Raw genomic sequence first — 17,235 nt, forward strand, 5'->3', positions numbered from 1 at the left:
CCCTGTGACAAGCACAGGGATGCGGGAGGCGAGGTTGGCGGCTCGCCAGAGCGACCATTCAATCATCCCCACAAAGAACTCAAAGACGAGCCCGGCGCGGCATCAGGACGGCAGTATGACTATCAACCTTGAAGGCAAGATCGCACTCGTAACAGGCGCTTCGCGCGGCATCGGCTACTTCACCGCGCTCGAACTCGCCAAGGCCGGCGCGCATGTGATTGCCTGCGCCCGCACCGTCGGCGGCCTCGAGGATCTCGACGATGCGATCAAGGCGGCGGGCGGCAGCGCCACGCTGGTCCCCTTCGATCTTGCCGACATGGACGCCATCGACCGCCTCGGCGGCTCGATCTTCGAACGCTGGGGCAAGCTCGACATTCTCGTCGCCAATGCCGGCGTGCTCGGCGTCATCTCGCCGATCGGCCATGTCGAGGCGAAGACCTTCGAGAAGGTCATGAACATCAATGTCAACGCGACCTGGCGGCTGATCCGTTCCGTCGATCCGCTGCTGACGCGCGCCGAAGCCGGCCGCGCCGTGATCCTCTCCTCGGCCGCTGCCCACAAGTGTCGCCCGTTCTGGGGCCCCTACTCCGCCTCCAAGGCCGCCGTCGAGGCGCTGGCCCGCACCTGGGCCGGTGAAAGCCAGTCGACGCCGCTGCGCATCACCAGCGTCGATCCGGGCGCCACCCGCACCGCCATGCGCGCCCAGGCCGTTCCCGGCGAAGACCCGGCAAGCCTGCCGCATCCCTCCGAAGTCGCCAAGGCCATCCTGCCGCTCACCGGTCCCGATGTGACCGAAACCGGCAAGCTCTTCATCGTCCGCGAAAACAAGCTGGTCGACTATCACCTGCCGTCGTGAGCTAGCTCGACGGCCTGGAAAAATGCGGCGCCAACCCGCTCTCCGGGCATAGCGCGTTGAGATCGACCGCGCCCTTGATGCCTTCCACCTTCCCATCGTCGGCAAACTGCCAGAGCGACCAGCGGCTGCAATCCGGCCGGTGCGCGATGCTGCGAATCCAGAGGTCGTGCGGCGCGAAGCGGGTTTCGTTGCCGGCGAAATATTGCTCGAAGAAACTTTCGTTCATGTAGAACAGCGGCCGGCCGGGATAGCGGGTGCCGAGGCGCGTGTAGAAGGCCGATAGCTCGGCGCTGAGTTCGTCCAGCGTCGGCACCTTGCCGCAATTGCCGGTGAATTCGAGGTCGAGTGCCAGCGGCAGGGCATCAGCATCGGCGGGGATGGTGGCGAGTACGTTATCCGCCTGTTCTGCGCCCGGGCGGCAGAAGGTGAAGAAGTGATAGGCGCCGCGGATGATGCCTGCATCCTTGGCCGCCTGCCAATTGTCTGCGAATTTCCGGTCGCGATGATCGCCGCCTTCGGTCGCTTTCATGATGACGAAGCGGATGTTGGGTTGACCCTTCAGCCTAACCCAGTCGATATCGCCCTGATGGTGGCTGATGTCGATGCCCTGGATCGGATAGTCGGCAAGTGATGGCGGCGAGAATGGCGTCATGGCCCGATCGTATGCCAGATAGACGCTGGCGGCGACAGCCGTCAGGATGATGGCGGTGATGAGCAGGCGGAAGATGCGGCGCACGGGAATCTCTGCTTGGTTGGATGTGGTGATAGCATGAAATTGAGGCAGCGTTGACGCCCTGCCCTTCGCTTGCGCTTCGGGCGTTCGGCCCTGCGATCGATTCACAGGATCGATCGCTGCGGCTTTGCCGCACCGGGCCTCACCCCCCACTTGACCAATCACCGTTCCCGCGCCATAAAACGCGCCATGAAAACGGTTATCTGCATTAACTGCCGGAAGATTATTCGCTAGCGCGCTCGCTGGCCTGGCCGTTTTCGTCTCCCAAATACGCAAAGAGATAAACGCCCCGGCCCGCCGGTGGTGGCATTTTTCGGAACATTGCATTGGGAGAACAAGACATGGCCGGTCAGGCTGAACTTCGACTGTACAACACGCTGACGCGCGAAAAGACGGGTTTCGAGCCGATCGATCGCGATAATGTCCGCATGTATGTCTGCGGCCCGACCGTCTATGATTTCGCCCATATCGGCAATGCCCGCCCGGTCATCGTCTTCGACGTGCTGTTCCGGCTGCTGCGGCATGTCTACGGCGCCGACAAGGTCGTCTATGCGCGCAATATCACCGACGTCGACGACAAGATCAACGCCCGCGCCCTGCGCGACTATCCCGGCCTGCCCCTGAACGAAGCGATCCGCCGGGTCACCGAAAAGACCGAGACGCAGTTTCTGGACGACGCCAGATCGCTCGGCTGCCTGGAGCCGACGCATCAGCCGCGGGCGACCGAGAATATCGGCGGGATGATCGAGATCATCGAGAAGCTGCTGGCCAATGGCCACGCCTATCAGGCCGAGGGCGAAGTGCTGTTCGACACCCGATCGATGCGGGATTACGGCCAGCTGTCGAAGCGCAACCTCGATGAGCAGCAGGCGGGCGCGCGCATCGCCGTGGATGCCCACAAGAAGAACCCCGGCGATTTCGTGCTCTGGAAGCTCTCGTCGCATAACGAACCCGGCTGGGAGAGCCCCTGGGGCCGCGGCCGTCCGGGCTGGCATATCGAGTGCTCTGCGATGAGCCAGCGCTATGTCGGCGAGGTCTTCGACATTCACGGCGGCGGGCTGGACCTGATCTTCCCGCATCATGAGAACGAGATCGCCCAGTCGCGCTGCGCCCACGGCACCGAGGTGATGGCCAATGTCTGGATGCATAACGGCTTCCTGCAGGTCGAGGGCCGCAAGATGTCGAAATCCGAAGGCAATTTCGTCACCATCTATGAGCTGCTGCACACGGAAAAATTCGGCGGCCGTAAATGGCCGGGCGAAGTGCTGCGCCTAGCGATGCTGATGACGCATTACCGCGAGCCAATCGACTTCTCGATCAAGCGGCTGGAGGAAGCGGAGCGGCTGTTGGCCAAGTGGCCCGCGGCGGATGCCGGGGATGCCGAGGCGGATGCGGCGGTGCTGGCGGCGCTTGCGGATGACCTGAACACGGTTGCCGCAGTGCAGGCGCTGCATGCGCTGGCGCAAGGCGGCGATCCGGCAGTGTTTGCGGCAAGTGCGGCGCTGCTCGGTGTGTTGCCGGAGAAGACCGAGGTGGACGAGGCCGTCGCCCTCGACATCGACCGGCGCGTCGCGGCGAGGCTTGAGCTGTTGAAGGCGAAAAATTTCGCCGAGGCGGACAAGCTGCGTGACGAACTGCTGGCCGAGGGCGTGCAGCTGAAGGATGGCAAGGATGCGGCGAGTGGCGAGCGAGTGACGACCTGGGAGCTCAAGCGGTAAGATGGTTGGCGTTGCGGGCGTGTCTACCCCCCTCTGCCCTGCCGGGCATCTCCCCCTCAAGGGGGGAGATCGGCTAGACGCGCCCACATTGCCCAGCCATCACCGTTCTACAATCGTGTACGGAAAACTCCCGCTTGGATTGAGAACGAGGCATCGCTACTATCCAATCTCCTCCCTTGAGGGGGAGATGCCCGGCAGGGCAGAGGGGGGTAACCCACCCGCAACCGCCGCCAAGGAGCATGCGATGCCACATGCCCCTGTCCCATCCCAGCGGCGCGCCAACGCCCGGCGTATGCGCAAGGCGATGACCGACGCGGAGCTCAAGCTCTGGAACGAGCTACGTGCCCACCGGCTGATGGGACTGAGCTTTCGCCGGCAATTGCCGATCGCCGGCTACATCGTTGACTTTGCCTGCCCGGAGCATCGGCTGATCGTCGAGATCGATGGTTCTCAGCACGCAAACCCAGACAGCGCAGCCAATGACGCCGCCAGAACACATCGCCTCGAAGCCCACGGCTGGACCGTCCTCCGCTTCTGGAACGACGACATCCTGCGCGACATCGACAATGTCTGCCTGCACATCGTCACCGTCACCGGAAGGGATCGCGCATGACCAAGACCTACACCGGTGGATGCCAGTGCGGTGCCGTTCGCTTCCGGGTGGAGGGCGAGCTGACGCATTCGTCGATCTGTCATTGCCGCATGTGCCAGAAGGCGTCGGGCGGCTATTACGCGCCGCTGGTCTCTGTCCGCGGCGCCGAGCTCACCTGGACGCGCGGGGAGCGCAAGCGCTTCAAGTCTTCCAACTTCGCCTGGCGCGGTTTCTGCGGCGATTGCGGTACGCCGCTGACCTACGAGGCGCCGGATGGGCTGGCGATCACGGCTGGCGCCTTCGACGACCCGGCCGCGCTGCCGCCGACCATCCAATACGGCATCGAAGCCAAGCTTCCCTTTACCGACAGGCTGCATGATCTGCCTGGCATCCGCACCGAAGACGATCTCGAGGCGGCGGAGTTCATCAACGAGATCGTCTCCTACCAGCATCCCGACCACGACACCGATCATTGGCCCCTGGAGCATCAAGATGAGTGAACCCATTCGAACGGGCGGCTGCCAGTGCGGCGCGATCCGTTTCCGCATCTCCGGCAAGCTCGGCCGCCCGTCGATCTGCCATTGCCGCATGTGCCAGAAGCAGTTCGGCGGCTTCTTCTCGGCGCTGGTGACGGCGCCCGAGGACGGAATGGAATGGACGCGCGGCGAGATCAGCTATTTCCAGTCGTCGATCAATATCGAGCGCGGCTTCTGCAGCGATTGCGGCACGCCGATGACCTACCGGCATCCGGGCGGTCTGGAGCTGGCGATCGGCAGTTTCGACGAGCGGGACGATCTGCAGCCGCAGGTCCAGGTCAACCACGACGCCCGGCTTCCCTGGATCGAGAAGATCTTCGATGCGCCGGTTCACACGGACCCGGATTTCTACGCGCGCCAGGAAGCGATCATCTCCTTCCAGCATCCCGATCACGATACCGAAAACTGGCCGGCGAAAGGCTTCAAGGCATGACCGAAGTGTTGCGGACGCTCTATCCCGAAATCGAGGCCTATGCGTCGGGCCATCTCGATGTCGGTGACGGCCACAGGATCTACTGGGAGCGCTCGGGCACGCCGGGCGCCAAGCCGGCCGTCTTCCTGCATGGCGGCCCGGGCGGCGGCTTCTCGCCGGTTCATCGCCGCCTCTTCGATCCCAAGCTCTACGATGTGATGCTGTTCGACCAGCGAGGCTGCGGCAAGTCCACCCCGCATGCGAACCTTGACGCCAACACCACCTGGGATCTCGTCGCCGATATCGAACGGCTCCGCGAGATGGCCGGCGTCGACAAATGGCAGGTCTTCGGCGGCTCCTGGGGCTCGACGCTGGCGCTTGCCTATGCCGAAAAGCACCCGGAGCGGGTTTCGGAACTGATCGTGCGCGGCATCTACACGCTGACCAAGGCCGAGCTCGACTGGTATTATCAGTTCGGCGTCTCCGAGATGTTCCCGGACAAGTGGGAGCGCTTTATCGCGCCGATCCCGCCGGAAGAGCGCCACGAGATGATGCAGGCCTATCACCGCCGCCTCACCGGTTCGGACCGGGCGGTGGCGCTCGAGGCGGCGCATGCCTGGAGCATCTGGGAGGGCGAGACGATCACGCTCTTGCCGGAGAAATCGACCAGCGGCAAATTCGAGGAAGCCGAGTTCGCCTATGCCTTCGCGCGTATCGAGAACCACTTCTTCGTCAATGCCGGCTGGATGGACGAAGGGCAGCTGCTGCGTGATGCACACAAGCTGAAGGACATCCCGGGCGTCATCGTGCATGGCCGCTACGACATGCCCTGCCCGGCCAAATATGCGTGGCAGCTGCACAAGGCCTGGCCGAAGGCAGAGTTTCATCTGGTCGAGGGCGCGGGGCATGCGTTTTCGGAGCCGGGGATTCTCGATCAGCTGATCAGGGCGACGGACAGGTTTGCGGGGAAGGCCTGAGGTGGCCATCCTCGTCCTTCGAGGCCCTTCGGGCACCTCAGGATGAGGATGGAGAGCGCCTGCCAGGCGCCTCATTTCGAGGACCTTAAGCTTCGCGGGATGAGGATGGACGTTCGCGCCGCCGTGGATAGAGAGCCGGGTGCCACAGCGATCAACCCTCATGGTGAGGAGGCCCCAAGGGGCCGTCTCGAACCACAGGCCGGTGAGCGTGAAGACGACCAAGGTCATATCGAGGCCTGAGAGACATGCGTGCCCCAGGGCACAATGACCAGCCCTCATGGTGAGGAGGCCCGCAAGGGCCGTCTCGAACCACGAGGGCGGGTGACAGACACTCAACACCCGCTCAGCCGGGAGGAACGACAATGAGCAGAGAACGCATCTACCTCTTCGACACGACGCTCCGGGACGGACAGCAGACGCCCGGCATCGACTTTTCGGTCGAGGACAAGATTGCGATCGCGGCGATGCTCGATGAATTCGGCCTCGATTATGTCGAGGGCGGCTATCCCGGCGCCAATCCGACCGACACGGCGTTTTTCAGCGAGAAGCGCACCAAGGACGCCCGGTTCGTCGCCTTCGGCATGACCAAGCGCGCGGGGATCTCGACCTCCAACGATCCGGGACTGGCGACACTGCTGCAGGCCGAGAGCGACGCTATCTGTTTCGTCGCCAAGAGCTGGGACTACCATGTGAAGGTGGCGCTCGGCTGTACCAACGAGGAAAACCTGGAATCGATCGCCGAAAGCGTCAAGGCGGCGGTTGCAGCCGGCAAGGAGGCGATGGTCGATTGCGAGCATTTCTTCGATGGCTACAAGGCCAATCCTGAATATGCCATCGCCTGCGCCAAGGCCGCCTACGAGGCCGGCGCGCGCTGGGTGGTGCTCTGCGACACCAATGGCGGCACGCAGCCGCCTGAGATCCGGGCGATCGTCGAGGCGCTGATTTCGGCCGGCGTTCCCGGCGGCTGTCTCGGGATCCATGCGCATAACGATACCGGCCAGGCGGTCGCCAATTCGCTCGCCGCGGTCGAGGCCGGCGTGCGGCAGATCCAGGGCACGCTGAACGGCATCGGCGAGCGCTGCGGCAACGCCAATCTGGTGACGCTGATCCCGACGCTGGCGCTGAAGGACACCTACGCGACCCGTTTCGAAACGGCGATCGACGAGGAGCGGCTACTCAATCTCACCCGCCTGTCGCATGCCTTCGACGAGTTGCTGAACCGGTCGCCCGACCACCAGATGCCCTATGTCGGCGCCTCGGCCTTCGCCACCAAGGCTGGTATCCATGCCTCGGCGCTGCTCAAGGATCCCCGCACCTACGAGCATGTGCAGCCCGAAAGCGTCGGCAATTTCCGCAAGATCATGGTCTCCGACCAGGGCGGCAAGGCGAATTTCATCAATGCCCTGAAGCGCCGCGGCATCGAGGTCGGCAAGGACGATCCGAAGCTCGATCTCTTGATCTCCATCGTCAAGGAGCGCGAAGCGTCGGGTTACGCCTATGAGGGCGCCGACGCCAGCTTCGAGCTGCTCGCCCGCCGCACGCTCGGCACCATCCCGGAATTCTTCGGCATCGACGGTTTCCGGGTGATGATCGAGCGCCGCTTCGACAGCCTCGGCCGCGTGAAGATCGTCTCGGAAGCGGTGGTAAAGATCACCATCGATGGCCAGACGCTGATGTCGGTCGCCGAAGCCGAAGGCCCGGTCAACGCGCTCGACCTCGCGCTGCGCAAGGATTTCGGCAAGTACCAGCACGAGATCGACGACCTCGTGCTCGCCGACTTCAAGGTGCGTATCCTCAACGGCGGCACCGAGGCCATCACCCGCGTGCTGATCGAATCGGTCGATTCCAGCGGCGTCCGCTGGTGGACCGTCGGGGTGTCCGAAAACATCATCGACGCCTCGTTCCAGGCGCTGATGGACTCGGTCATTTACAAGCTGATGAAGAACCGGCAGCTGGCAGGCAAGATCGCGGCGGAGTGAGAGTTTTGGTTTCTGGCAAATCAAAACTCCTTCACATCCATTCACGGAAATGAATTGGCCTATTCATAGCGGTTAGGTTAGAGCGGGCTCCATAACGATAAATTATGGAAACGCCCCCATGTCCGTCGATGCGACCGCGCCGATCATCAAGAACGAAGACAGCCCGCGCGGCTTTGCCTTCGCGCTGACTGCCTATCTGCTGTGGGGGCTGCTGCCAATCTACATGAAGGCGCTGGCGCATATTTCGCCGGCCGAGGTTATCGCGCATCGCGTCCTCTGGTCGGTTCCGATCGCAGGCCTCGTGCTCCTGGTGCTTGGCCGCACGCAGGAAATCCGTGATGCGCTGCGCTCGCCGCGATTGATCGCCATGGCGACCCTGACCGCCGCCCTGATCACCGTCAACTGGGGCACCTATGTCTGGGCGATCGGCGCCGGGCATTCGCTGGATGCGGCGATGGGCTATTTCATCAATCCGCTGATCAGCATCTTCATGGGCTCGGTTCTGTTGAAGGAAAAGCTGCGGCCGCTGCAGATCGCGGCAATCGGCCTTGCTGCCGTTGCCGTCGTCGTGCTCGCCTTCGATGGCGGCGGCCTGCCGTGGATCGCGCTGACGCTCGCCTTCAGCTGGGCCTTCTACGCCTTCTTCCGCAAGACGCTGCCGCTCGGCCCGAACCAGGGTTTTCTGCTCGAAGTGCTGATCCTCAGCGTTCCCGCAATCCTCTACATCCTCTACCTGGAGCTTGTGACCGGCGAAGGCCATTTCATCGAGACCGGCTGGAGCGATACCGCCCTATTGCTCGGCTGCGGCCTCATCACTGCCGCGCCGCTGATGATCTATGCCAATGGCGCCAAGCTGCTGAAGCTCTCCACCATCGGCATCATGCAGTATATCGCCCCGACGATGATCTTCCTGATCGCCATCTTCGCCTTCCACGAGCCGCTCGGCACGGCGCGGATGATCGCCTTCCCGCTGATCTGGGCGGGCCTGGTGCTCTACACAGTGTCGATGCTGAATGCGACGCGCGGGCGCTGAAGCGCCCGCTCACCATCACATTTTCGAAAGAACCTCGTCCTCGCCGCCACGATCGGCGGCGATTTCGGCAGCCTGCGCCATGATCGCCGGAACGATATCGGCGATATTGTCGATGACCAGCGGCTGGACGCGATGGGCCGTGTGGATGAAGCCCTCGTCCGTCATGTGCTTCAGGAGCTCCATCATCGGATCCCAGAAGCCATTGATATTGGCGAAAACCATCGGCTTTTCGTGACGGGCGAGCTGCGCCCAGGTCATGATCTCGACGATCTCCTCCAGCGTGCCGATACCGCCCGGAAGCGCCACGAACGCATCGGAGCGCTCAAACATCATGTGTTTGCGCGCATGCATGTCAGGCGTTACAATCAGTTCGTTGAGCTGGCCGAGAGAATGGCGCGTCGCTTCCATGTCGATCAGGAATTCCGGGATGATCCCCGTCACCTGACCGCCCGCCGAAAGCACCCCGCTGGCAACCGCCCCCATGATGCCTTTGGTGCCGCCGCCGTAGATGAGCCTTAACCCATATTCGGCAATTTCCTTGCCGAGCGTGCGTCCGGCGGTCATGTATGCAGCGTCGCGTCCCGGCCTGGAGCCGCAGTAGACGCAGATGGATTTTATCGAGTGTGATTGATCGGTCATTGGGCCAAACAACTATTCCGGGGCTGAGCAGTCAAGAAAAATGAGGCAAAACCTACGTCTAAGCGTAGGTGACGGGCTTGGATGCTTGTGAAAAGCACAGGGAATCGCTAGCAATTTCTGATTACTACGGCACATTTGCCGCCTGGGGAGAATGAATGATGAGAAACCGCGCCGGCTTGCTGGCCCTCGCAGTGCTTGCAATTGCAATCCTTTTGATGGTCTTCGTGGTGATGCCCCGGATCGGCGGAGACGCGTCAAAAGTTGGTGATGCGATCAATCAGGCTGGCTCCGAAGTCAAGAATACGGTCGAAGAAGCCGGAAAGACGGCCCGTAACGCCGTTGCCGACGCTGCTGAAACCACCGGAAAGGTCGGCCGCCTGACGGCTGACGCCGGACAGTCTCTCACGGAACTTAAGGCGCTATTCGCCGACGGCAAGACCCCGGCTGCCGATGCGCTCACAGCCGCCAAGACCAAGGCGACCGGCGCGCTGCAGGCGATTGCCGATTTCGCCGCGCCTGACGGTATCGACCCGGCAACCTCTGCCATCATCACCAAGGCCAAGGATGGCGCTGCGAAGGCACTGGCGACGATCCAGGCGCTGCCTGAAAATGCTGCAGACGCGCTCGCCGCCCTCCTCAAGGCCGAAGCCGAACTGACAGGCGCTCCGGCGGCCCAGCCTGCCGCAACGCAGCCCACGGCCGACGCTACGGCCCAGCAGCCGGCAGCCGACGCGAATGCTCCGGCAACCGCGGCTCCGGCCGCCGCCGATCAGGCCAATGCCGGTCCGAAGGTCCCCGCCTTCGACGTTCTGCGCGTCGAGCCGGATGGTTCGACCGTCATTGCCGGCTCCGCTGAGCCGAACGGCAAGCTTGAAGTCGTTGATGGCGACAAGGTGGTCACCACGACCGATGTCGGCCCTTCTGGCGACTTCGCAGCCGTGCTCGACAATCCGCTCGGCCCCGGCGATCACCAGCTGGTTCTGAAGGTGACCGGCAAGGACGGCAAGGTTCAGACCTCGGAAGAAGTCGCGACAGTTTCCGTGCCGAAGGACGGCAGCGGCGCCGAGCTGCTGGCCATGGTTTCCAAGCCGGGTGAAGCAAGCCGCATCATCACCGCTCCGAAGGCCGAGCAGCAGACCGCTGCGGCAACGCCTGCAGCCAACGGTGCAACACCCGCCCTGCCCGCAGCTTCCACCGATATCGCCAATACGGCACCGGCCGTTCCGGCAACACCGGCTGAAGTCATGGTCAATGCCGTCGAGATCGAAGGCAACAAGATCTTCGTTGCAGGCACGGCCAAGGCCAATGCCAATGTGCTCGCCTATGCCGACGACAAGCTGATCGGCAAGGCGAAGGCCGGTGGCGACGGCCACTTCGTCATCGACGGCGCGATGGATCTCGCCGTCGGCGATCACAAGATCCGCGTCGATGTCGTCGATGGTGCCGGCAAGGTTCTCGTGCGCGCCGCCGTCAATTTCAACCGTCCGGAAGGCGACCAGGTGACCGTCGCGGCGCAGACCACGGCGCCTGCCACGGGTGCTGCGACCACCGCACCGTCGATGGTGCCGCTCGAAGAGGGTGAACTGACCAAGTTGCGCATGGATGCCGGCAAGGCGTTCGCGCTGCTGAAGGGTCTGTTTGCCGATGCCAAGGTGCCGGGAGCCGAACAGCTCGCCGCCGCCCGCTCTGCAACGGAATTCGCGCTGCGCTCGATCTCCGAGTTCCGTCCGTCGGTGGATGCAGGCGCACCGTTCAAGGAAACGGCAGCAAAGGCCTCGCAGTCGGCGGCATCCGCCTTGTCAACGCTGCAGGCCCTGCCCCGCGATGCGAAATCGGTCGGTGCAGCCCTCGAAAAGCTGTCGGCGATGATCGATACGCTGACCACCGTTCCGGCCGCGCCCGCAGCACCGGCTCCGGCGACAGCCGCCGCACCTGCTCCCGCCACCAACGAAGTGGCATCGGGCAACAGCGGCGAGCCGAAGACGATCGAACAGGCGCCGCTGACGACGAGCAACAACACCGTCATCATCCGCCGCGGCGATACGCTCTGGCAGATCTCGCGCCGCGTCTATGGCGCGGGCGTGCGCTACACGACGATCTACATGGCCAACGAGGACGAGATCAAAAACCCCGATCGCATCCTGCCCGGCCAGATCTTTGGCGTTCCCAAGGACGCGCTGCCGAATTCGGAAGAGCTGCACCGCAAGCTGAAGGCGGGCGAACACCTCTAACCAGTTCGAAAGATCTGCGACTATTGATAAAGGCCGGGCGAATATAGCGCCCGGCCTTTTCTCTTTGGCGGTTTGCCGTTGCATTCGCCGCCGTCAAATCCTATGTGGCGGGGGACGGCGAGACTGTCTGGCGGAGGCCCTCGAAAGGGCCGTTCCGCCTTTTGCAATTGCCGCTATCGAAACGATGCATTCGTGGTCAAAGCCCACCCCCGGGCTGGAGATGGGCATGGCAAACAAGACGGTTTCTGATTCCAATCTGCTGCGCACGCTGTTCAATCTCTGGCCCTATATGTGGCCGAATGAGCGGCCGGACCTTAAGATGCGCGTCGTCTGGGCGTCGGTCTACCTGCTGATCTCGAAATTCGTGCTGCTGCTCGTCCCCTATTTCTTCAAGTGGTCGACCGATGCGCTGAACGGCAAGACCGATCTCCACACCAGTCTTCCGCCGCTGCTGACCGGCGCAATCGCGCTGATCATCGCCTATAACCTGACGCGGCTGATCCAGCTTGCGCTCAACCAGCTGCGCGACGCGCTGTTTGCTAGTGTCGGCCAGTATGCGGTGCGCAAGCTCGCCTTCAAGACCTTCGTCCACATGCACGAGCTGTCGCTGCGCTTCCATCTGGAGCGCAAGACCGGCGGCCTGTCACGCATCATCGAGCGCGGCACCAAGGGCATCGAGACGATCGTCCGCTTCACGATCCTGAACTCGGTCCCGACGGTCATCGAATTCCTGCTGACGGCCTTCATCTTCTGGTGGGGCTACGGCTTCTCCTATCTCGCCGTCACCGCCTTCACGGTCTGGGCCTATATCTGGTTCACGATCCGGGCCAGCGACTGGCGCATCTCGATCCGCCGGTCGATGAACGACAGCGATACCGACGCCAATACCAAGGCGATCGATTCCCTCCTCAACTTCGAGACCGTCAAATATTTCGGCAACGAAGAGATGGAGGCCAAGCGCTTCGACAAGTCGATGGAGAAATACGAGAAGGCGGCGACCGACGTCTGGACCTCGCTCGGCTGGCTGAACTTCGGCCAGGGCGTGATCTTCGGCCTCGGCACCACCGTCATGCTGGTTCTCTCGGGCCTTGCCGTGCAGCGCGGCGAACAGACGGTCGGCGACTTCGTGTTCGTCAACTCGATGCTGCTGCAGCTTGCCGTGCCGCTGAACTTCATCGGCTTCGTCTATCGCGAAATCCGCCAGGGCCTCACCGATATCGAGCAGATGTTCGATCTTCTGGAGGTGAAGGCCGAGGTAACGGATGCACCGGATGCCAAGCCGCTCTCGATCGCGCAGGGCGCCATCAGCTTCAAGGACGTGCATTTCGCCTACGACGCGGCGCGGCCGATCCTGAAGGGCATTTCCTTCGACGTCCCGGCGGGCAAGACCGTCGCCGTCGTCGGGCCATCAGGGGCCGGCAAGTCGACGCTGTCGCGGCTGCTCTATCGTTTCTACGATATCCAGAGCGGGGCGATTACCGTCGATGGCCAGGATATCCGCGGCCTGACGCAGAAGAGCCTGCGCTCGGCGATCGGCATGGTTCCGCAGGATACCGTGCTCTTCAACGATACCGTGGCCTACAACATCCGCTATGGCCGCCCGGGCGCCAGCGACGCCGAGGTGAAGACTGCGGCCGAGATCGCGCAGATCGCCCATTTCATCGATCTTCTGCCTGAGGGTTTCGAGACCAAGGTCGGCGAACGCGGACTGAAGCTCTCGGGTGGGGAAAAGCAGCGCGTGGCGATCGCCCGGACCGTTTTGAAGGCGCCGCCGATCCTGATCCTCGACGAAGCGACATCGGCGCTCGACACGACGACCGAAGGCGAAATCCAGACGGCACTCGACGCCGTCTCGAAAAACCGCACGACGCTTGTCATCGCCCACCGCCTGTCGACCGTCATCGGCGCCGACGAGATCATCGTCTTGAAGAGCGGCGAGATCGCCGAGCGCGGAACGCATGCGGCGCTGCTCGCCAAGGACGGTCTCTACGCCTCGATGTGGAACCGCCAGCGCGAGGCGACACAGGCCGAGGAACATCTGAAGCAGGTGCGCGAGAGCGACGATCTGGGCGTTGTCACGCGCCTTGCTCCTGCCACTTAACCACCTGAACAAAACGGCCGATCCGCCGTTTTGCTGTTTAGAACCCTTTCATGAAGGCCGCCGCAGCGGCCACGGCATTGCCCCGGCCGGAGTTTTTCTATAACCAGCGGTAACGAAAAAACCGAGGAGACCGGCGCATATGAGCCTGCTTGATACCGTTCGAAACACCATCGTTCCGGTCCATAAGGAAGGCTATCCCTTTGTCGCCGCCTTCTTCGTCGCATCGCTGCTGCTTGGCTGGCTGTTCAAGCCGCTGTTCTGGGTCGGCCTGATCCTGACGCTGTGGTGCGCCTACTTCTTCCGCGACCCCGAGCGCATGACGCCGCAGGACGACGATCTGGTCATCTCGCCTGCTGACGGCAAGGTCTCGTCGATCCAGATGGTGACGCCGCCGGCCGAGCTCAATCTCGGCAGCGAGCCGATGCTGCGCATCTCCGTGTTCATGAACGTCTTCAACTGCCATGTGAACCGGTCCCCGGTGCGCGGCCGCATCGTCAGCATCAATTACCGCTCCGGCAGCTTCGTGAATGCCGAACTCGACAAGGCCAGCGAGGACAACGAGCGCAACGGCCTCGTCATCGAAACCGCCCATGGCAATATCGGCGTTGTGCAGATCGCCGGTCTGGTCGCGCGGCGCATTATCTGCTGGGCGAACACCAACGAGCCGCTGGCCGCCGGCGAGCGCTTCGGCCTGATCCGCTTCGGTTCGCGCCTCGACGTCTTCCTGCCTGCCGGTTCGGCGCCGCGCGTCGCGCTCGGCCAGACGGCGATTGCCGGTGAGACGGTGCTTGCCGAATTCGCCTCCGCCAAGGGTCCTGTCATCAGCCGCCGCAGCTAAGACGATCAGGAGCGCCACATGGAGACGCCTTTTCCGCCTTTCGAACCCAACGGCCCGAACGATTCAGCGCGCGGGCCGAGACTGCGTGAAATTCCGCTCCGGCTGGTCGTTCCCAATCTCATCACCATCCTGGCGATCTGCGCCGGCCTGACCGGCATCCGTCTTGCCTTCGAAGGGCGCTACGAGCTTGCCGTGATGATGGTGTTGCTCGCCGCCTTCCTCGACGGCATCGACGGACGTATCGCCCGGCTGATGAAGGCAACGTCGAAATTCGGCGCGCAGATGGATTCGCTGGCCGACATCGTCAATTTCGGTGTTGCCCCTGCCCTCGTCGTTTATGTCTATGCACTAGACCAAGCCCGCTCGATCGGCTGGATCGCGGCACTGATCTACACGATCGCGGCCGGCCTGCGGCTTGCGCGTTTCAACGTCATGTCGGAGCGCGAAAACCGTGCACCCTGGCAGTCGGAATATTTCGTCGGCGTGCCGGCCCCTGCCGGCGCCATGCTGGTGCTGCTGCCCGTCTATCTCGGCTTCCTGGGGATGGAGAGCGACCGGCTGTTTGCCTATATCTCTTCGGCCTACACCGTGCTGATCGCCTTCCTGCTGATCAGCCGCCTGCCGGTCTGGTCCGGCAAGCAGGAGGGCAGCAAGCTGCGCCGCGATCTGGTGCTGCCGCTGATGCTCGGCGTCGTTCTCTATGTCGCGCTGCTGATGAGCTTTACCTGGGAAATCATGGTCTTCACCGTGGTGATCTACCTCATCTCCCTGCCCTTCGGCGCCCACCGCTGGAAGAAGAAATACGGCACGCTGACGATCGAGGAACCCGGTGTCGGCGAAGACGACATGGGCCGCCACATCTGAGATTTAATTAGCACGCTACCCAAGCGTGCTTTTCTGCATCAAGCCTCGCGCAAAGTTTTCGCCTTACACACTTCCTGATGATCGATGCCTCTCTTTTGTCGTTTTTCGCGACAAAAGAGCAAATCAGAACACATCCAGGGAACACGTAAGGAGAGTATCGTGACCTCGAAGAAAACTGGTGCAGCGGAACAGCCGGCCAAGCAGGATCTCAGCACCCACTACCGCCCGCTCGGCCTGAAGGCCGTACTGGCAGCAGCTCTGATGCTGAAGAAGCCTGCCCTCATCAAGAAGCCTGCTTAAGCGGCCGCGAAGAAGCGCCAGAGCAGGCTGATTGCCAGCAGGCTCATGACGACGCCGATGATGACGTCGAGAACCCGCCAAGCGGCGGGTTTTGCGAAGACCGGCTGCAGCAGCCGCGCTCCATATCCCAGACCAAAGAACCAGACGAAAGACGCGATTGCGGCTCCCGCGCCGTACGCGGTCCGGTCCTGCCCCTGATAGGCGGCCGACAGGCTGCCCAGCAGCACCACCGTATCCAGATAGACATGCGGATTGAGAAAGGTGAAGGCGAGGCAGGTGGCAACCGCCGCCTTCAGCCCCAGCGCCTGCGGCGATCCCGCCTGCATGGCGCCCGGATGCAGCGCCCGGCGGAAGGCCATGAAAGCGTATGAGCCGAGGAAGACAGCGCCGCCGAGCGTCACCACCGAAATCAGCACCGGCGATTGCGAGACCAGCGTGCCCAGACCGCCAACACCGGCGGCGATCAGCAGCGCATCGGACAGCGCGCAGATCAGGCAGAGAATGAAGACATGCGAGCGCAGCAGCCCCTGGCGAAGAATGAAGGCATTCTGCGCGCCGATGGCGATGATCAGGGATGCGCCGAGGAAGAAGCCCGAAAGGGCAGCCGAAATCGAGATCATATTATGGTCCGGGAAATGAGAGAATTTGAGATCAGAAGAAGCTGAGCTGCCCGTCGCCGGGCTTGGCGGCAGCAGGCTTGGGGGGCTTTTCGAGGACGACAGGCGTCTGCAGGTCCTCACCCATGTTCGAAACCTTGTTGACCTTGTCGGACACCGGGATCGCTTCGAAGAAGTCTTCCTCCACCGGCCTCATCAGATCGGCAACCTCGCGCGGCTCCTGCGTCTTGCAATCCAGCCAGCGGGAAAATTCCTCCGGCTTGATGACGACAGGCATCCGGTCGTGGATTGGCGCGATCGCCGAATTGGCTGCGGTCGTGAGGATCGCGCCGGTATCGACTTCCGATCCGTCGGCGGAGGCCCAGGTTTCCATCAGTCCGGCAAAGGCGACGATGCCGCCATGCTTCGGCTTGATCCAGTAGGCCTGCGATTTCTCGCCGCTTTCCTTCGATGGACGATGCCATTCGTAGAAGCCGCTCGCGGGAACCAGAACGCGGCGATGACGCATGGCGGCGCGGAACGATGCCTTGCCGATCGCCGTCTCCGACCGTGCATTGATCAACAGTGGAAACTGCTTGGGATCCTTGACCCAGGAAGGCGTGAAGCCCCAGCGCACGAGGACGGCGCGGCGATCCGGCTGGTTGCTGCCCTTCTCCGGCGTCTCGCCTGAGACGACGACCAGGATCGGCTGCGTCGGGGCGATATTGTAGCGCGCCGGAAAGTCCTCCAGCTCGACCACTCCCAGCAGGTCCTGCAGCTCTTCCGGGGTCAATGTCAGGGCATAGCGTCCGCACATGAGATTGTCTTTG

The 17,235-nt window shown here is 62.8% G+C and carries 16 protein-coding genes and 1 pseudogene; 13 read left to right on the plus strand and 4 right to left on the minus strand.

The genetic code is table 11. From position 1 onward, the window contains the following. Positions 1 to 115 precede the first annotated feature (115 nt). The gene (locus AC1DV9_RS20190) at positions 116 to 856 is read left to right on the plus strand and encodes an SDR family NAD(P)-dependent oxidoreductase (protein ID WP_112517085.1); all 741 of its coding nucleotides are present in this window, start codon (positions 116 to 118) and stop codon (positions 854 to 856) included. A 1-nt stretch (position 857) separates the two neighbouring features. Here the strand turns inward: AC1DV9_RS20190 and AC1DV9_RS20195 are convergent, their stop codons facing one another. Then, positions 858 to 1,592, minus strand: coding sequence for a GH25 family lysozyme (locus AC1DV9_RS20195; RefSeq protein WP_477949816.1), 735 nt, complete (start codon positions 1,590 to 1,592; stop codon positions 858 to 860). A gap of 338 nt (positions 1,593 to 1,930) precedes the next feature. Between AC1DV9_RS20195 and cysS the strand changes: the two genes are divergently transcribed. The 7 genes from cysS (at position 1,931) to rarD (ending at position 8,836) form a co-directional block, all read left to right on the plus strand. Beyond that, entirely contained in the window at positions 1,931 to 3,307 is a 1,377-nt protein-coding gene (gene cysS, locus AC1DV9_RS20200) for a cysteine--tRNA ligase (RefSeq protein ID WP_477949817.1), read from the plus strand. A gap of 244 nt (positions 3,308 to 3,551) precedes the next feature. Next, the gene (locus AC1DV9_RS20205; protein ID WP_477949818.1) at positions 3,552 to 3,920 is read left to right on the plus strand and encodes an endonuclease domain-containing protein; all 369 of its coding nucleotides are present in this window, start codon (positions 3,552 to 3,554) and stop codon (positions 3,918 to 3,920) included. After that, on the plus strand, positions 3,917 to 4,399 hold the full coding sequence (locus AC1DV9_RS20210) for a GFA family protein (protein WP_477949819.1): 483 nt from the start codon (positions 3,917 to 3,919) through the stop codon (positions 4,397 to 4,399). Before AC1DV9_RS20205 ends, AC1DV9_RS20210 begins: the two co-directional genes overlap by 4 nt. Beyond that, positions 4,392 to 4,868: a GFA family protein gene (locus AC1DV9_RS20215; protein ID WP_477949820.1), complete on the plus strand. Its 477-nt coding sequence runs from the start codon at positions 4,392 to 4,394 to the stop codon at positions 4,866 to 4,868. The genes AC1DV9_RS20210 and AC1DV9_RS20215 overlap by 8 nt, the downstream gene beginning before the upstream one ends. After that, entirely contained in the window at positions 4,865 to 5,824 is a 960-nt protein-coding gene (gene pip / locus AC1DV9_RS20220) for a prolyl aminopeptidase (RefSeq protein ID WP_477949821.1), read from the plus strand. Before AC1DV9_RS20215 ends, pip begins: the two co-directional genes overlap by 4 nt. Before the next feature lie 362 nt (positions 5,825 to 6,186). Next, on the plus strand, positions 6,187 to 7,803 hold the full coding sequence (cimA, locus tag AC1DV9_RS20225) for a citramalate synthase (RefSeq protein ID WP_477949822.1): 1,617 nt from the start codon (positions 6,187 to 6,189) through the stop codon (positions 7,801 to 7,803). Positions 7,804 to 7,921: 118 nt separating this feature from the next. Continuing rightward, positions 7,922 to 8,836: an EamA family transporter RarD gene (gene rarD / locus AC1DV9_RS20230; RefSeq protein WP_477949823.1), complete on the plus strand. Its 915-nt coding sequence runs from the start codon at positions 7,922 to 7,924 to the stop codon at positions 8,834 to 8,836. A gap of 15 nt (positions 8,837 to 8,851) precedes the next feature. Here rarD and AC1DV9_RS20235 read toward each other — a convergent pair whose 3' ends face one another. Further along, positions 8,852 to 9,475 carry an LOG family protein gene (locus tag AC1DV9_RS20235; protein ID WP_112390837.1) on the minus strand — a complete coding sequence of 208 codons (624 nt, stop codon included), beginning with the start codon at positions 9,473 to 9,475 and terminating at the stop codon, positions 8,852 to 8,854. Positions 9,476 to 9,630: 155 nt separating this feature from the next. Between AC1DV9_RS20235 and AC1DV9_RS20240 the strand changes: the two genes are divergently transcribed. From AC1DV9_RS20240 to AC1DV9_RS20260, 5 genes and pseudogenes are all read left to right on the plus strand, one after another. Further along, entirely contained in the window at positions 9,631 to 11,706 is a 2,076-nt protein-coding gene (locus AC1DV9_RS20240; RefSeq protein WP_477949824.1) for a LysM peptidoglycan-binding domain-containing protein, read from the plus strand. 226 nt (positions 11,707 to 11,932) lie between these two features. Continuing rightward, positions 11,933 to 13,807 carry an ABCB family ABC transporter ATP-binding protein/permease gene (locus AC1DV9_RS20245; protein WP_112537546.1) on the plus strand — a complete coding sequence of 625 codons (1,875 nt, stop codon included), beginning with the start codon at positions 11,933 to 11,935 and terminating at the stop codon, positions 13,805 to 13,807. Between the two features lie 136 nt (positions 13,808 to 13,943). Continuing rightward, a pseudogene (locus AC1DV9_RS20250) lies at positions 13,944 to 14,645 on the plus strand (phosphatidylserine decarboxylase); the annotation flags it as partial. Positions 14,646 to 14,663: 18 nt separating this feature from the next. Continuing rightward, entirely contained in the window at positions 14,664 to 15,509 is an 846-nt protein-coding gene (pssA, locus tag AC1DV9_RS20255; protein ID WP_112517094.1) for a CDP-diacylglycerol--serine O-phosphatidyltransferase, read from the plus strand. A 159-nt stretch (positions 15,510 to 15,668) separates the two neighbouring features. Next, positions 15,669 to 15,809, plus strand: coding sequence for a hypothetical protein (locus AC1DV9_RS20260; RefSeq protein ID WP_310298710.1), 141 nt, complete (start codon positions 15,669 to 15,671; stop codon positions 15,807 to 15,809). Here the strand turns inward: AC1DV9_RS20260 and AC1DV9_RS20265 are convergent. Both AC1DV9_RS20265 and AC1DV9_RS20270 read right to left on the minus strand, forming a co-directional pair. Beyond that, positions 15,806 to 16,429, minus strand: coding sequence for a LysE/ArgO family amino acid transporter (locus AC1DV9_RS20265; protein WP_477949825.1), 624 nt, complete (start codon positions 16,427 to 16,429; stop codon positions 15,806 to 15,808). The genes AC1DV9_RS20260 and AC1DV9_RS20265 overlap by 4 nt on opposite strands. A 31-nt stretch (positions 16,430 to 16,460) precedes the next feature. Continuing rightward, positions 16,461 to 17,222 (minus strand): SOS response-associated peptidase, encoded by a 762-nt coding sequence (locus AC1DV9_RS20270; protein WP_477949826.1) that lies wholly within the window; start codon positions 17,220 to 17,222, stop codon positions 16,461 to 16,463. Positions 17,223 to 17,235 lie beyond the last annotated feature (13 nt).

This window comes from Rhizobium sp. 01L410 (assembly GCF_056400165.1).

Coding starts and splice junctions, on each gene's coding strand:
- AC1DV9_RS20190 (WP_112517085.1), top strand. CDS start 116: ATGACTATCAACCTTGAAGGCAAGATCGCACTCGTAACAGGCGCTTCG.
- AC1DV9_RS20240 (WP_477949824.1), top strand. CDS start 9,631: ATGATGAGAAACCGCGCCGGCTTGCTGGCCCTCGCAGTGCTTGCAATT.
- cimA (WP_477949822.1), top strand. CDS start 6,187: ATGAGCAGAGAACGCATCTACCTCTTCGACACGACGCTCCGGGACGGA.
- AC1DV9_RS20215 (WP_477949820.1), top strand. CDS start 4,392: ATGAGTGAACCCATTCGAACGGGCGGCTGCCAGTGCGGCGCGATCCGT.
- AC1DV9_RS20210 (WP_477949819.1), top strand. CDS start 3,917: ATGACCAAGACCTACACCGGTGGATGCCAGTGCGGTGCCGTTCGCTTC.
- pssA (WP_112517094.1), top strand. CDS start 14,664: ATGGAGACGCCTTTTCCGCCTTTCGAACCCAACGGCCCGAACGATTCA.
- rarD (WP_477949823.1), top strand. CDS start 7,922: ATGTCCGTCGATGCGACCGCGCCGATCATCAAGAACGAAGACAGCCCG.
- AC1DV9_RS20265 (WP_477949825.1), bottom strand. CDS start 16,429: ATGATCTCGATTTCGGCTGCCCTTTCGGGCTTCTTCCTCGGCGCATCC.
- AC1DV9_RS20235 (WP_112390837.1), bottom strand. CDS start 9,475: ATGACCGATCAATCACACTCGATAAAATCCATCTGCGTCTACTGCGGC.
- AC1DV9_RS20245 (WP_112537546.1), top strand. CDS start 11,933: ATGGCAAACAAGACGGTTTCTGATTCCAATCTGCTGCGCACGCTGTTC.
- AC1DV9_RS20270 (WP_477949826.1), bottom strand. CDS start 17,222: ATGTGCGGACGCTATGCCCTGACATTGACCCCGGAAGAGCTGCAGGAC.
- AC1DV9_RS20205 (WP_477949818.1), top strand. CDS start 3,552: ATGCCACATGCCCCTGTCCCATCCCAGCGGCGCGCCAACGCCCGGCGT.
- pip (WP_477949821.1), top strand. CDS start 4,865: ATGACCGAAGTGTTGCGGACGCTCTATCCCGAAATCGAGGCCTATGCG.
- cysS (WP_477949817.1), top strand. CDS start 1,931: ATGGCCGGTCAGGCTGAACTTCGACTGTACAACACGCTGACGCGCGAA.